Here is a 16,813-nt window from a genome sequence, read left to right as displayed (position 1 = left end):
AGTATATGATAAAAAAAATTAAATCTTATTAATATTCTTTCCGTTTATCTTCCAGGTTTCGAAAGCTAAATCAAGCATAATGTTTTGCTTTTTATCTATACTTTCTTTATTCCAATAATCAAATTCAAAATTTATTTCAGACTTGAATCTATTTAATGCTGTATGAACTCCTACTGAGTATTTATTATCCAATAATTTTGTTGATATAAGATCCGATTTTGCATATTCAGATTTCTTTTTCTCATACCAATCTGAATCTAAATCATTAAAATTGTTTACAGCTTGGTTAATCATACCTTCTAATAAAGTTGTGTTTCCTAGACGATATGTAAAATATTTATAATCTTGCAGGTCAGTAAATTCATTTGGAATTATTTCATTCTTAGGGGTTTGCGGGTAAATATGTTCTATTTGAAGACTATTAATATAATCATTTCCTTGCAATGGTAAATTACATTTGTCACGAATTGTATTTTCAAGCTTTCCTAAAATATATCGTTCTCTGTATAATGGACTATAGTGTAAATGAGAAATGGTTCTAAATCTATTTTTAAATTCTGCTAACCTTTCTGTCAAATAAGGAATAAATTCTTCGTCAACTAATGGTATAATTTCGTCAACTGTTTTTTTACCACGTAATTTTACAGCCCACTTCGTAAAATTCGTTTCGTTTGCCTTTGCTTGAATATTAAGCGTGATTGAATAGAAGAATAAACTTTCTAGTTGTTTTGCCAAGTATTCGATACATGCATTTTCGGCTTGTTCACTTAGTGCCAACAATAATATTAAATGCTGTCTGGATCTATATTTATTTACATAGCCAATGCTAGTGACATTAGGGAATTGACCGCCATCTTTAACGAGTTCAGTAGCTATTACTAAATCAGAATATCGCTTTGACATTGCTTTCAGCTCTTTGGCGAGACCTAATGGATTCTTTTCGTAATTAAGTGCCTCTACACCTTCTTTTGAGATGAACCATCTATATAATTCATCTTCACGAATAATACCATTATGATATCTAGCTATGACAAAATATCTTAAAAAACGTAATGGAGATGAGTCTTCTCTACACTGCTGCAGATTTAACATGATTTCTTTCCATATATGTTTTATCTTTTGAAAATCAGCCTCATTAGCTTTAGCAAAGAGTAAATTCTTCACTAAATCCATTGCATTTAATCCCGCCCCTCGCTGATTTATTGTTTCAAATATTTTAAGTGCACTACTTAAATTTTCTGACTCTATGATAACTAACTCTACTCTTGTCAAAAAGTATTTCACATAATCTAATAGATTATCTGTTCCTTCATCAAGGATTTGGCTAAATGAGCTTTTTACCTTCAAGTACGCTTCTTGCATACGTTCAACAGAAGATGTGTAAACATCAGTATAGTCTTCATTATTGATTAATTTTCCTAAAAAACCACTACTTTCTTCATATTGCAATTCCAAACGTAATTGTTCTCTATCTGATTCTAAATCAAAATCAGTAAGTAATTCTTCTACATTTTTTAAGTATTTTTTTTGTTTGCTATCTAAATCTATAGTGTGTAACAAATCACGAAATGCACAAAGAGACAACATAATTGTCGTTAAACGCTGTTGACCGTCTATTACATCGTATTTCCCCTTATTCTCTACTATAATAATCGAGCCTATAAAATAGCTACTAGGATGAGAAGAGAAGGGTTCGTATTCATTCTCTATATCTATTAAAAATTGCTCTACTTGATTGTCCGCTTTCCAAACATACTCACGTTGATAGTCAGGTACAATGAAGAAATAGTCCTTCAGTCGACTAATACTTTTTACTTCTGCTTTAACTTCCATTATTTATAATTGGTTATTATCTTAAATCACTATACTATCTCTCAATATATAGTGTAATTTTTCACTATTCTTTAATTCTTCTTTACTAAGTTTACTCGCTATTAATATTTTGCCTTTAAACTCGAAACTATCTTCATTATAACATACAGACCATGGCTTTCCTAAGTCATTTGCACAAATCGCACCCTCCAACAAACGAATATACTCTATACGCTTGTATAAGATTTCATCTTCAAAATACAATGACATTTGATGATGGGCTTTTAAAAACTCAAATAATTCCCTCGGACTTACAAAAGATGGAGCAGGTACAATTCCTGTTTGTACAGAAAGGAATTGGCTCAAATATTTAGATCGTTCTACTTCGAAACAATCTGTAAATACATAACTCAAACGCATCGGCGTCTTAAAATTGAATGGTAGCGAGTCAAAAATATTTTCTAGACTTGGTTCTGTCATAATTTAAAATCTGTGTAATTATTAATCCTTCAAATTGGCAAATGGTCGTTGACCATAATAATGACTGAATTCTTTGATTAATGCAGTTTCTATTTTTGCAGGAATTCCATTTGGTAATTCAAGCCAACAAATAATTAAATTATCAGCATTAGCAAGCTGCCAAATGTACCTGCCACCCCAATGACCAACTGGTTTTCCTTCTCCAAATTGGAAATACTGCTTAAGTCTTGAATGTATTGTCGCAGTGCCTGTTTCGCTACCAGCCTTACCTATATATAGTATAGGGGAGTTGTTTACCCAATTGGATTGCAAATCATCTATAGGAACGTTTGGATTTCTACCCTTGAATGCTCCGCCTGAACCTATTGAAATAAACTCTGGTAATTCTGTAGAATAAAGAATAATATATACTCCTCTCACTTTAGGAAGAGTTTGGTAACTAGTATTCTTGATAGCCTCAATAGTAACAAAGCCTTTAAAACCCAATTCATTCAATTGTGGTATTATAGGTTTATTGTGATTTAGATTGATCGTATCATAAATATTATTTGTTATATCCTCAGATTTAGTTTGAGACACTATTGATTTTGAAATAGGTGGCTGAAAGAAAGATTTATCATCATTTCCTAAAACCTTAACTACTCGACGAAAATCAGCAACTGTATACCCACTTCCAATTCCCCAGTCCGTTGCATAAAAGCCTAAGGCTCTTATTTTATTGCGTATTTTTTTTTGCTCGTTGCTAGTAGCTCTTAGTTTTTGCTCAATCAGCATTTCTATTTGCGCAGCTTCTGTTACTGAAAATTCAGATTTTCCTTTCATATTTAAATTCATAATTGGTTAATAAAGAATCTTAGCCTTACGCTACTTTCACCTTACCAGTAACCACCTCGTTGATGAGGCTTTGCTTGTAGGCTTTGAGTTTTTCGATTTGTTCGGTTTTCAAGGCAATGGCTTGGTCTATTTTTTCCGTTTGCTCTTCAATAAACTCAAGTATTATCTTTTGTTCAAAGTATGGAGGTAAAGCCACATGTAAACTAAATAGTTCAGTAGTGTAGAGTCTAACCAAACCTTCAACTATTCCACTTGATTTAATAATAAATTGTTTAATATAGTCTGGTGTTCTAAACAAATATTCCAAATATTTTATATCATAAATAATTTTAGAATAGTACACCGCATAATCAGGGCTAACGATACCAATTATACCATTCGAATTCTTGAAAAATACTCCTAAATGCGGTTTGAGTTTATTAAAAACCAAATCATTTGGCATAACAATTTTATTTCCTTCATTGGTTTTTGCAACTTGCTCCTTCTCATGAAAGTCTTTTCTCGGTACTAATCCATGTGTTTGACTCATCATTAAAAGCGGTTCATTACCAAACTTAGATCTTTCATTTCTTTCTTTCAATATATTCTTCAACCTCTTCACCTCCCAATGGCTCGGTATTTCACCAATCCAATCGATACCAGAATCTTTTAATTCAACATTCGGTTGAATGCCTTTGGTTATGGCTTCGTGGATGACTACTTGGCGGCGTTCTTTTAATAAGGCTATTTGCTGTTCTTTTACCGAAACGAGTTCATCAATCTTCCCACATTTCTCATCCAAAAAAGCTGCAATGGCTTCCTGCTCAGAGATTGGGGGGAGGGTATAAATGAAATTATTTATAGCAGAAATTGCAACACCACCAATTAAACCGCTTAAAGAGTTTTTAAATTGATGTTGAAATACTCTACCTTTTAGCGAGTAATATATAAACTTTGAATTATTATCATTATTTGTATTTACGCAAGCTAATTTATTTACAAAACATACGGATTGTTTAGTAAAGGCAATCTTTCGTCCAGCACTCCCTCCTTCAATACATATTAAAGAAGATTTTTGTGGTGCGACTTTAAAATTTTGAAAATCAGAAATTCTTAGACCATTATCATAATTGATTGTAGAATAGTTTACATCAATATCCTTTGAAGATATATAAGCTAATTCTGTAACATCAGAACTTTCATATTTCTTCTTCTGGGAATCGTTTAAACTATCTCCGTAAAATATTTTATTTATGAATTTACTCTTAATAAGCTCCCAATGACTTGGAATTTCTCCCAGCCAGTCTATACCCGAGTTTTTGTATGAATCGTATGTTTGCATTAGTTCTTTTTCTTTTGCTCCAGCTGTTTAGCGGTTTGGTCAATAAATTTCACGAAATCTTGTTCAGCACGAGAGAGTTCATCTTGTGTTTGCGCCTTGTAGGCAGCATAAGCTTGTTCTGCCTTCTTCAACATCTGCTGATGACTCACTGTACCCGCATTGTCCAACACTTCATTTCCTGTCATGCGAATAAAATCATCCAAACGCGCAATCCAGTCTTTCATGTACATGGGTTTACGATTCAAGGCTTGCAACTCGGCCAATTCGAGATAAGCTGTTACTACGCGGTTCAAGATATTCAACTCCTCCTCGGTCAAATAATTTTTAGCCGTTGTAACCTCTTCTTTCGTTGGTTTAGCTCCTTTAAAATGCGTTAATCCCAAATTTGGTTTATCTGTCGAAATACGATGAAAAATCACTTCAGCAGCCGTTTGTCCATGCGCTGCAAAATGCATCTTGTTTTGTACTGTCTTAAAAAACAGTTGTGAACTTTCTGCTTTCGGGTCGTAATCAATACTGGTAGCATAAATATCTAAAACCTTGCGCCAAAACACTTTTTCCGAAGAACGTATATCACGTATACGGGCCAATAATTCATCAAAGTAATTACCACCACCTGCTTGCTTGAGCAATTCGTCGTTCATCGTAAAACCTTTCACGATGTACTCACGCAAACGCTGTGTCGCCCACTGACGAAATTTGGTTCCTTGCAAGCTTTTCACACGGTAACCTACCGATATGATTACGTCGAGGTTGTAAAATTTGGTGTCATAATTTTTCCCATCTGTAGCAGTTGTTCGGAAATTCCGAACAACTGAATCTTCCACCAATTCACCTTCCTCAAATATATTTTTGATATGTTCGCTAATCGTTGACTTTGCTTTCTGAAACAATTCAGCCATCTGCGCTTGCGTGAGCCAAACCGTTTCATTTTCTAGACGGGTTTCTATTTTCGTAACCCCATCTTCCGTTTGATATATTAAAATATTAGTAGCTTGTTCCATCGCTTAAAACTTTAGAATATCTGCTAATAAACCATCGCTTTGTTCTTCCAAAGCCAATAGATCTTTGGTAATGTCTTGCAACGCACGCAAAGGCGTATGTTGATAGAAATATTTATTGAAGGAGATTTCGTAACCAATCTTCACAGAATCTAAGTTAATCCACGCTTCCTCAACATGTGGTACTACTTCACGTTTGAAATAGGTTAATATCGTTTCGCTCAACGGAATTTGTTCGCTGTCACGTAAATCAGATTCCGTCTCGTATATAATATACTCTCCGGACTTGCTTGTCGCATAATAGCCAAAGTAAGGCAAATCCTCTTCACCACAGCCTAAATGATTCAACAGCTGATGCAATTTATCACCTTGTAATTTTTCAATCTTTTTGATGACTTTCTCCGCCTCAGCGTCATAGATTGATATCGCATTCAATATAGTTTTCTTTTCAGTCGCCCCTAAGCCCATCTTTTGCAATTTCACTTGCTCATCGATCACACTACTAAAAGCGTTGAAATCCATAAAGACAGCATCACCTACATATTGCCAAAGTTGAAGTGCAGCATCGTATAATGCCTTTGGCTTTAGCCATGTTGACTTATCAATTAATTTGCTAATTTGCTTTTTATTCAATCCCCATTCTTCCTTTTCTGCACGTTTGCTGATCTCCTCGGCATGCGTATCTAAGCCTGCATATACCAAGTCACCATAGGCCTCATACAAGGCTTGCATAGGTACTTGTAATCCTTTATCGAAACGTAGCACGTCCAAAGCCTCCTTGGTAAATTGACCCTTTAGCCGTTTAGGTCTCTCGATATTTACTTTGTAATATCCAAAGTCCATATTTTGGAATTGCTTGATTTTTAAAGCTGAATCTTTTGGATTCGTGTCCCAATTCTCCAAATAAGCTTGTGCTATTTGTGAAATTTGTTCTGGCGAAAACTCTGAGTTCTTATTGCCTAAATTCTTTCGTAGCTTCTGAAATAAGTTATTGGCATCCAACAATTGTACTTTGCCTATTCGCTCTTTGCTTTTATTATTGTTAAGCAACCAGATATAGGTTGTAATGCCTGTGTTGTAAAATAAGTTATTGGGAAGCTGAACAATAGCATCCAGCAGATCATTCTCGATGATATAACGTCGAATGTTGCTCTCTCCCGAGCCAGCATCTCCTGTAAATAGTGAAGACCCATTGTGAACGGAAGCAATACGCGAACCTACACGATTAGATGTAGGTGCTTTCATTTTATCCACCATCTCCATCAGGAACAATAATTGACCATCTGAAGAGCGTGGCGTAGCGTCTACCGTTTCCCAATTGCCCCAGTAGTCTTTGAGTTTGATTTGAAAACGATTATCAATAACATCTTTTCCATCTTTTATATATTTCTGTTCCGAAGCCCAAGATTTTCCGTAGGGTGGATTCGACAGCATAAAATCAAACTTCATGTTAGAAAACTCATTGGTCGATAGTGTAGAGCCAACACGAATATTCTCAGGATTTTTACCTTTGATCATCATATCCGACTTACAAATCGCATAGGTTTCATCATTAATTTCTTTGCCATACAGGTAAACATCACCTGTATAGCCTATTTTGCTCTCTTCATCTATGAGGTAGTTTTCACTTTCGGTAAGCATTCCTCCAGACCCACACGCAGGGTCATAAATGGTAATAATATTTGGTAGTTGGTCCTTTATTGGTTCGAATACCAAAGTGGTCATTAGTTGGATTACCTCCCTTGGTGTAAAGTGTTCTCCTGCCTCCTCATTATTCTCTTCATTGAATTTACGGATCAATTCCTCAAATACATAACCCATTCCAAGGTTTGAGAGTGCAGGCAATGGTCTCCCTTCAGGGTCGTTCTTCTCTAAAGGTGTAAGGTTGATATAAGGGGAGGTAAATTTTTCCAATACATCAAGCAAGACATCTTTTGTTGCCATATGTCGAATTTGGGACTTAAGCTTAAATTTCTCAATAATCTCTTTTACATTAGCAGAGAATCCATTAAGATATTCCTCAAAATTTGCGACCAATTTTTGTTGAGAATTAGTGGCCGTACCTTTGAGCTTTTCCATCGTCCATGATGAGGTGTTGTAAAAAACATAGCCTGATGCTTCTTGCAGACTACTTGCATCTAAATCTATAGTGCTAATATTTTCTTGCTGGTAACGTAATTCTTCCAAAACTGCTGCTTTAGTAGTTTCTAATAAGGAATCAATACGACGTAAAACCACAAAAGGGAGGATAATATCTCGATACTTTCCTCGGACATAAACATCACGCAAACAATCGTCTGCAATTGACCAAATAAAGCTAACTAATTTATTATGTGCAATATGATTCATTCTTTAGTAAAATAAAAATAAGTTGATGTATTATGGCAAATTAACATTTTTCTATTCCATTTCATTATGGGAATCCGTAAGAATTTCTTGATATGAAATTTTATAAAACAATAAGGTCTATTAATTCTAAATTGATTTAGATTAAAATTATTTTGTAATAATTAGTATGTAAGGAGATATAGGATTTTACTAAATTTTATAATGGAGTTAAATCAAATTAATTTGATATTATTTAACAGACTTACTTCCCGATACAATAACTAACAAGTGTTTAAATTTCAGTATGTTAGAGGTTATCAAGGTGTAGCAAAAGAACAGTTATTTTAGAGAAAAATAAGTTTTCAACATCTGAAGTAATTTCGCTTGTTATTTCACCAAATTCTTTTTTTGAGAGACACATGTACGGAGTTATATAGAGTTGAAAATTTACCGACTACGTGACTACATGGCTACAAAATGAAGTGACCAATGCTTATCTACCTGCTAATTAGGTGTTTATTTTATTTTTAACCGATTTCAATATTTTTATTTCACCGACTACAAGGGTTAGTTTGTAGTCGGTAAAATGAATAGTTGCAACTAATTTATTGTACCCTCCAACACTAGATCCTGTACATTTTGAATCGATGTTTTTATATTAAACTTTTCAAATTTGTAGCTCATATAGCGTGAGATAAAATCATCATGTGTTGAAAGGACTATTTGGTAATCTGAAAATTCATTTCTGAGAAGCTCAATAAAAGAGTGTACATTTAGATTATCCATTGTTTGAATTGGATCGTCAATTGCTAATAATTTAAAGTTCTCATTCGTATTGTATACTTTATTTAGAGACAAACAAAATGCTAAAGAAACAACAGCCATCTGTCCAGCACTCAAATGAAATACAATATCGTGATCTGAATCTTTCCCTGTTTTAAGAACAACATTATTTCGTTGATCAGTTTGCGAAATGTCTATGAAAATTCCGAAACCTTGCTGGTAATTTTGTAAAATCTTACCTGAATATACAAAGAATGGAATTTTGATTTTTTCAATCATTTCTGCTTTATGATTTTTTAAAGTTTGGAAAACAGTATCGTTTATTGATTGTAAACGATCGAGTAGTGTTGTAAGTTTATCTACTCTTTCCTTTAAAAATAAGAGTCTTTCGTTCGATAGTAAGCCTAGTTTGAAATGAAGATATTTCTTTTTTTGTTTAAGCAAATCAACAGAAACCAGATTCAATTGCTCCTCTTCGTTATCGAAATAGGTCGAGTATAATTCTTTGTTTTGAATTTTTTGATCTTCATATTTGTACTGGTTCAACAAAACATTTTCAAAATAATTTTTCAGTTCATCTCTTTTAGTATCTAAACTAGATACACTATTGGGTAACGTGGTTAAGAAAATTTCTAATGAAAAACCAAAATCTATTTTTAAGAAACGTTCTTTAATATTATCTATTTTAGTCTGTAAATTTGGATAATTCCGTAATAGTGTAATAATTGAAGCTTCTGTTGTTCTATTCTCTTTTAAATAATCATTAATCTTAGTTTTAATAACTGTGTGAAATTGTTTTAATTCCTCAAGCAATTTTTCTTTTTCATCAATTTTGTCTTGATTGAATTTTTTAAGATTCTCTATTTGTTTCTCGTATGATTCAGTAAGTTCTTGAGTATTGTTGAAATCTGAATTACAAAGAGGACAATGATTGTCAAATAACTGATCTTTTTCTAATGCATTCTGATAATGAGTCCATACCGTTTCATTTGCAGAAACTAAATTAGAAATTATTAAACCTATTTCTCCTAAATCTTTATCAATAGCCGTAATTTTTGTTTCTAACACTTCATACTTTATTTTTTGCTCGTCATCAAAGAATTCCTGTATTGTTTCTGGGGAAATTGATTGATCTTCTTTTAATTCTAAAAGTTTAACGTATTGTGTGATTTTCGAGTTTTTTGAATTTAATTGTTCGATTAAAATTTGATCATATAAATTTGAAATAAGTATAGAATTTAATAATGTTTGATTAGCCAAAATTTGATTATTGATTTCATCAAAAACTAATGATTTTTTATATTCCTCTGGATTGAAATTTGCTTTGAAAATAATTAATTTATCAAGTTCTTCAATGTGTTGGGAAATCAGTCCGTTTGCTTCTGCCAAATTTTCAAAAGGCTCCGATTTATCAAAATTGAATTCTTTTTGTTCAAATAACTTTTGATACTCTAAATTCTGCTCCTCCGTTTGCGATGATTCGAGAATAGTAATTTCTCTATCAAGAGCAATTTTTTGATTTCTGAAATTCCCCACAACTAACTGTAGTTGTGATTGTTCTCTTTCCTCTTTTTCAATGTTGAATAAAAAAGCAAGTGACGAACCTTTTACATCCTCTTTTAATTTGAGAAATCGTATACTATCTTCCTGTTGAATATAATTAAACAGATAATAAATTGAATCGAGACCAACTTTAGCATCATTACCAAGAAATAAATCATTGATTTTATTTTGATCTACCAATTGATTTTGATCTATATCTAAAGATATGAAGTTATGACCTCCTTCTGAAAGATAAGTTGAAAAGAAAAAATGAGAGTCTTCAGGAATAAAATCTTTAGCAATAGTCGCTCGTTTTGGTGAATTTACGTCATCATATAACTTTGTTATGACAATTTCTTGATAATCTTTTTCAATCAGTAACTTAATTACAACATTTTTCCCATCAGTATTTTGAAAGAATGGTTTATTTCTACCTCTAGTTTTAAACTGAACATCTTTAAACGTTTGTATCCTATCAAATTTACCAGTGATACACAGCTCTAACGCTTCAAAAATTGTAGTTTTTCCAAAACCATTAGGTCCGGAAAGAATCTGATTTTGATTTCTGGTTTTCTGAAAGTCAACAATTATTTTGTTTTTGACTCCTTTGAAATTATATATCAAAAGTTTTTTAATTCGGATCATTTGTCAATAAGGTAAGTAGGTTATTAATTTCAGATTCGTTTTCAATAGATGAAAAATCTAGATTCTGAATTTGTTCATCAGATTTCAATAGTTCTTGAAATATAGAATAATCATCACCTAATTTTTTCTTCAGTTTTTCTTCTAAAGTGATAAATTCATCTTCATTAAATTTCAATGTCAAGAATGGTAATTTGATGAATATTTGTAATAGCAACAAATAATCTTCTTGTTCTTTACTAAGACCATTCGATAGAATGTTTTGAAAAGCTATTTTGTTATTTACTGCACCTTGTAACTCCTCATTCGATGTATAATTTGAAATTTTTTCTAAAGCATCTGAAGTATATACAATCACATACTTTTTAACATAAAACTGATCCTCTTCAATTAATAATATCTGTGTTTGTAATCGCTCAATTTCTGCTATATTAGCTGAATTAACGAGAACAATAAGAGAGCTGTTTTTTTCCAAAGCGGGGTAATTCTCTTTAGAACACGATTGATTGAAATGAGTTAGAAACTCACGATACCATTCACTCTCATTTAATATTGTTTTATTCCTTACTTGTTCTAATTGATCAGAATCTATTTTTTTAACGAAGTAATAGGATTTACTCTCCTCCTGAAATCCATTAATTTCTTCATTAAAAATGAAATTATTATTATAAAGAATAGTTTTAATTATTGCTTCCATTGGTTAAGTTGGTTTTAGCGGTGTCTCTACAAACGAATGTAGTAGAACCATTATATTGCATAAATCCCTTGAAATCAATTGTTTTATCTTCAATTTTTCGAATATCAAAAAAATCAGGATTCAAGTCATGAAATGTACCGTTGATCTCTTTATTGATTAATGATGTTTTTTCCCAAAGTAATTTATGAGAATCTAGATTATTAAGAATGTTTTGTACTACCTCTTTTGCATCCTCCTTTTCCTCAATGATGGTAGTTAATACATATCTCAATGAAGAGTATTGAAGAGTAAATTCCTCTTTCATAATTTCAGGGTAAATGTTAGGTAAATTTAATAACAACTTAAAAAACACCTGTTTTAAGCCATCCGGATTGAACACCATGTGAGTATTATACTGATATTTTGGGTTTCTATTCAAGCTTAATCGACGAATAAAAAGTAAAAAATCTTCATCTGAAAAACCATGATAAATTTGATCAATGAGTTTATCAACCTCTGATAATTCAATTTCGTCAAGGGATGATTTCTTTTTTACTTCATCATATGAATCATAAAATAATTTTCTACAGATATAAATATCATTCGTTGAAACATCTACATTACTGTTTATTATTTCCATAATTTCTTCAAAACTGAACTTAATTTCATATTCGCTTTTAGAGTCTTTTGTCGCATGTTCAGACCTAATTTTCGAGTCCAGTTCAAAACATAATCTTTTAAGAGCCATTGAAGCTAGCCCTTCATTATCCGCGTGAAAATCAGCACTTTTCAAATGACCTATAATATATTGGTCTATTTGATTCGTACCGCAATGAAAAACGCCTATTTCATATTCAAATCTTTTGATAGAATTAGGGTTTCCTCCGACAGAAGAAAAATCATTATCCGTTGGCCAATTTGTTATGTTCTCAACTACATGTAAATAATTTGATCCGTTGCACCATTGACCAGGATTATAATTCCCTGTTTCAATTTTCTTTCCATCACCGTCCTTTGAAAGCGTTCCATCTGGTTCTCGTTGATAAATTGGAGCTCCTGTAAAGACAGATTTATATGTATTTATTAAATGTCCTTTTGAGTAATATGCTTTAACTTGGTGTACAGACAATAATTCCTTTATTGTACCAATCTCTTCTCTTGAAATCGCTACATCTTCGTTGTTTTCATATTCCAAAAAATGAATTCCAAATTCACCTTGTTTATATTCACTAATTAATCGACGTATTTCCTTAATCGCCACCAGTATTCCAACCAGACCTTGATGCGAGTATCCACTCCAGCTTGCGGTCGCATTTCTATTACTCATTATTTAAAATGTTAATATTATTAATTAGCTCTAACTTATATTAAAATACCTATCAAAGTAGACTTTCAGCTTCTCCAATACCGTTTCTTTTTTCTTGGCTAAATCACCAGTTGGTGAAAACCTTGAAACAGGTGGTAAGATTTTAGCAAATGAAGTACCTGCAGATTGGATTTCGCCATTCTTGAAAGAGTGATCAACGAAAGTTTTGGTTTCTTCTTCTTTCAAACGCTCTTCAGCAATGATTTGGTTGAGTTCTGCTTCCTTCTGTTCAGCAACATATTTTTGCCAGTCCTCATCTACATTCGATGAAGCAGTTAGTGAATCCACAAATTTTACGATAAGGTCTCGTTTATTTCTTAGGTCTACACTTGAATCAATAGCCTTTTGGATATTTACGACAATCTCTTTGTCTTTCAAATGACCTTCATGGTATTTTTTGATAAGCATTAGGATGTAATCAATATTGATTTCAACCTGCTTAATCAATTCCATTTCAAATTCGATATCATCAACTACATTTTCACGATCACCAGTACCTTGTCCTCTAAATTGATTGTACAATTCTATATACATGCCATGATAATCTTGAAAATCTCGATCCGATAGAATTTCATTACCTGCAAACTCATCAAAAGAACGTAAGATATTTACGAGCTTTAGAATAGCTCCATACAAGCGTATAAACTCTTTTTGAGCCTCTTCACTTATGATTGGCACACCAATAGGGAAACGCTCTAAAAGCTCTTCTACCATGTCTTTGTAACCTCTTAAATCCTTTTTGCCGTCGTTGTAACCATTATAGTATTCATCGAAAGTTTTGAGTAAGACGATACCCCCAGCTTCTTTATTTCCAAATAATGCTAAAGCTTCATTTGTAGCATCCTCCAAATTTCTAAAGCAAATGATATTACCAAAGGTCTTAATCGAGTTTAGAATACGATTAGTGCGCGAATATGCTTGCAATAAACCATGCATACGCAAGTTTTTATCTACCCAAAGTGTATTTAAGGTTGTCGCATCAAAACCTGTTAAGAACATATTTACTACGATTAATAAGTCGATCTCTCGATTTTTCATGCGTAAAGAAACGTCCTTATAATAGTTCTGAAACTTATCTGGAGAGGTATCGTAGTTGGTTTTAAATTCTAAATTATAATCGATAATGGCATGATCCAAGAAGTCACGATGAGAAGTACTTAATCCTTCTGTTGATTCTGAATTTTCGTCTTCTACACCATCTTCTTCGGCATCGTTCTGACCAAAACTAAATATCGTCGCTATCTTAAGTTTTCTTAACTCTGGAACTTCCTTCTGCTGACGTTTGAACTCTTCATAATAAAATTTTGCGGCATCAATAGAAGACACTGCGAAAATAGAATTGAACCCGCTACGACGAATTTTTTCTTTAATTTCCTCTATTCGATTACGATCCTTTGCAGATGCTACCTCATGCACATTAGCTAAAGCTGTCATGTAATAAGGCTTCGAATTACGCATTGTCTTTTGATCGAAATGTTCTAGTATATAACCGACATTATTAGCGATATATTTAGGCGATAATAGCACCTCCTCCCTATTAATATCACGTACTTTACGATCTGCAATATTGTCTTTCTCTTTTATCGTACGAATATAATCTACTCGGAAAGGCAATACATTTTTGTCTGCAATAGCATCGACAATTGTATAGGTATGTATAGCGGATTGATGTTTCTCCTCAGGGCAATTATTGGGATCACCATGCGGATAACAACCAAAGGCTTGAATAGTCGTTTTTAGATGTGCTTTACCTCCACTATTTGCATTTTTGGCAAAAATTGGTGTTCCTGTAAAACCGAACAAAAAGTACTTCTTAAAAGTCTTCATGATGGATTCATGCATATCACCAAACTGCGAACGATGACATTCATCAAAGATAAAAACTACTGGTTTGCTGTATATCGCATGATTCTTTTGCTTTTTAATCAGAATAGACAATTTCTGTATGGTCGTAATAATGATTTTCGCATTCAGATCATCCAATTGCTTTTTCAATACTGCCGTATTGGTATTGCTATTTGCTGCACCTTTTTCGAATTTGTCATACTCCTTCATGGTTTGATAATCCAAATCCTTACGATCGACAACGAAAATTACTTTTTCTATAAAATTTAATCTGCTAGCTAGTTGCGCCGTCTTAAATGAAGTTAAGGTTTTACCTGAACCTGTCGTATGCCATACAAACCCACCTGCATCAATAGTCCCATATTTTTTATAATTATAGGATATATTGATTTTCTGCAAAATGCGCTCTGTTGCTACAATCTGATAAGGACGCATCACCAATAGCAATTTATCAGATGTAAAGACACAGTATTTGGTTATAATATTTAGGATAGAATGTTTGGCAAAAAAAGTCTTACCAAAATCCATCAAATCCAATATCGGGCGATTACTGCCGTCTGCCCACCATGAAGTAAACTCGTAGCTATTGCTTGTTTTTGATTTTTTAGTCCCTTGTTTTTCCTTCTCTTTAAGGTGCGTATAGCGAGTGGTATTGCTGTAATACTTAGTCAATGTTCCATTAGAGATAACAAACAATTGTACATACTGAAATAAACCACTATCAGCCCAGAAAGATTCACGCTCATAGCGATCTATTTGGTTAAAAGCTTCTTGCAAAGATACGCCACGCTTCTTCAACTCAATATGTACAATCGGCAAACCGTTCACCAAAACTGTCACATCATAGCGATTCGCACGTTTTCCTTCAGCAGTCTCATATTGATTAATAACCTGAAGATGGTTATTGTGGATATTCTTTTTGTCGATCAAATAGATATTGCGCAGTGACCCATCTTCACATTGCAATGCTTGAATATAATCCTCTTGTATTAATCGAGTTTTATCCTCAATATTCGCATTGGGATTCGAAAGTTTACTTTCAAAAAACGATTTCCATTCCTTTTCGGTGAATTGGTAATCGTTTAATTTCTCTAGCTGTAGACGTAAATTATTAACCAATTCAGCATTCGAATGAATCGTAACGAATTCATACGCTTGTTTCTCTAATAGGGCTATAAAAGCCTTTTCAAGCTCTGCTTCAGATTGATAATGCACTTCTCTTTTGTATTCGGTTGTATATTCGGCCACTACCGTAGATTCCGAATTTTCTGATATGAGGTTATAATTGGTTACTGGCATTCTTTATTAATTTTCTTCGTAGTAATACGAATAGTCAATTCCTTTCATAAACATTTCTCGGCTATTGATATCCTCAGTCAATGCACCATTTAAGGTGGATTTTAAGACTTGGCTATCCATAACACTTTTAATCATCGCTTGATGATAATCATTCTTAGCGATCTTACTCCAATCCACACATTTCTTTTCGGCGCGTTTGAGCATTAGATCCAACCAAATACGTGTACTTCGACCATTCCCTTCCATGAATGGATGTGCAATGTTCATTTCTACATATTTGTCTACAATCTCGTCAAAAGTACTATCTGGCATAGCCTCAATGTCTTTCAACGTATTGGGTAAAAATTGCGCCATAGCAAACTGAAAACCGCCTTTAGCAATATTCTTCGTACGAATCTGACCAGCAAAATCATATAAGCCACCAAACAAATACGCATGAATTTGTTGCAGGCCTTTGATTGTACCGACTTCTATGCTATCAATAAACGAACTTTCGAATAGCGCATAGGCTTTCGTCTTACTTTTGCCGTCAATGGTTTTATCACTATAAGTAAACCACTCGATAAAACGATTGGCTTTAGTACCAGGGAAAGTCTTACCTAAAGCTATAATCCCTTCATAATTTAACACATCTGACTTATATCGTTTCCCATCTGATGCTAACAATTTCAGTTGGGTAGTGGCACTAACCAACTGATTATTCTCTTTCTTCAGCTTCGCTTTTAAGTATTTCCAATAATTTCGTGTTTTGGTATAATCATCTTGATCCGTCAGCACGGAAACAATATCCAATACCGAAAACCACCATTTGCTCTGCTCATCATCCCAAATGGCACGTACCTCACGATCATCGAAAAAACGTATCGAAACTTTATCCATAGTCT

General features: G+C 33.2%; 11 protein-coding genes. All 11 read right to left on the bottom strand.

The window, feature by feature from the left end; all coding sequences use genetic code 11:
* Positions 1–18: 18 nt before the first annotated feature.
* The 11 genes from NLF99_RS07565 to fic all read right to left on the bottom strand — a co-directional run bounded on the left by NLF99_RS07565 (position 19) and on the right by fic (position 16,808).
* A complete protein-coding gene (locus NLF99_RS07565) occupies positions 19–1,833 on the bottom strand; it encodes a DUF262 domain-containing protein (protein ID WP_254527511.1) in 1,815 nt (604 codons plus the stop codon).
* Positions 1,834–1,854: 21 nt separating this feature from the next.
* Positions 1,855–2,292 carry a hypothetical protein gene (locus NLF99_RS07560; RefSeq protein ID WP_254527509.1) on the bottom strand — a complete coding sequence of 146 codons (438 nt, stop codon included), beginning with the start codon at positions 2,290–2,292 and terminating at the stop codon, positions 1,855–1,857.
* Between the two features lie 21 nt (positions 2,293–2,313).
* Complete coding sequence (locus NLF99_RS07555; RefSeq protein WP_254527507.1) at positions 2,314–3,126, bottom strand: hypothetical protein; 813 nt, start codon at positions 3,124–3,126, stop codon at positions 2,314–2,316.
* A gap of 25 nt (positions 3,127–3,151) precedes the next feature.
* Entirely contained in the window at positions 3,152–4,447 is a 1,296-nt protein-coding gene (locus NLF99_RS07550) for a restriction endonuclease subunit S (protein WP_254527506.1), read from the bottom strand.
* A complete protein-coding gene (gene rhuM, locus NLF99_RS07545) occupies positions 4,447–5,451 on the bottom strand; it encodes a RhuM family protein (protein ID WP_254527503.1) in 1,005 nt (334 codons plus the stop codon). The genes NLF99_RS07550 and rhuM overlap by 1 nt, the downstream gene beginning before the upstream one ends.
* A 3-nt stretch (positions 5,452–5,454) precedes the next feature.
* The gene (locus NLF99_RS07540) at positions 5,455–7,797 is read right to left on the bottom strand and encodes a class I SAM-dependent DNA methyltransferase (RefSeq protein WP_254527501.1); all 2,343 of its coding nucleotides are present in this window, start codon (positions 7,795–7,797) and stop codon (positions 5,455–5,457) included.
* A gap of 579 nt (positions 7,798–8,376) precedes the next feature.
* Positions 8,377–10,746: a hypothetical protein gene (locus NLF99_RS07535; RefSeq protein WP_254527499.1), complete on the bottom strand. Its 2,370-nt coding sequence runs from the start codon at positions 10,744–10,746 to the stop codon at positions 8,377–8,379.
* Positions 10,733–11,440, bottom strand: a complete 708-nt coding sequence (locus NLF99_RS07530) for an ABC-three component system middle component 1 (protein ID WP_254527497.1) — start codon at positions 11,438–11,440, stop codon at positions 10,733–10,735. Before NLF99_RS07530 ends, NLF99_RS07535 begins: the two co-directional genes overlap by 14 nt.
* Complete coding sequence (locus NLF99_RS07525; RefSeq protein ID WP_254527494.1) at positions 11,424–12,746, bottom strand: ABC-three component system protein; 1,323 nt, start codon at positions 12,744–12,746, stop codon at positions 11,424–11,426. The genes NLF99_RS07530 and NLF99_RS07525 overlap by 17 nt, the downstream gene beginning before the upstream one ends.
* A gap of 30 nt (positions 12,747–12,776) precedes the next feature.
* Positions 12,777–15,929: a type I restriction endonuclease subunit R gene (locus NLF99_RS07520; protein WP_254527492.1), complete on the bottom strand. Its 3,153-nt coding sequence runs from the start codon at positions 15,927–15,929 to the stop codon at positions 12,777–12,779.
* A gap of 6 nt (positions 15,930–15,935) precedes the next feature.
* A complete protein-coding gene (fic, locus tag NLF99_RS07515; RefSeq protein ID WP_254527490.1) occupies positions 15,936–16,808 on the bottom strand; it encodes a protein adenylyltransferase Fic in 873 nt (290 codons plus the stop codon).
* Between the last annotated feature and the right edge of the window lie 5 nt (positions 16,809–16,813).

The organism is Sphingobacterium sp. LZ11T8 (genome assembly GCF_024261425.1).
Taxonomy (GTDB): domain Bacteria; phylum Bacteroidota; class Bacteroidia; order Sphingobacteriales; family Sphingobacteriaceae; genus Sphingobacterium.
This window is presented reverse-complemented; position numbering and strand designations above follow the sequence as displayed.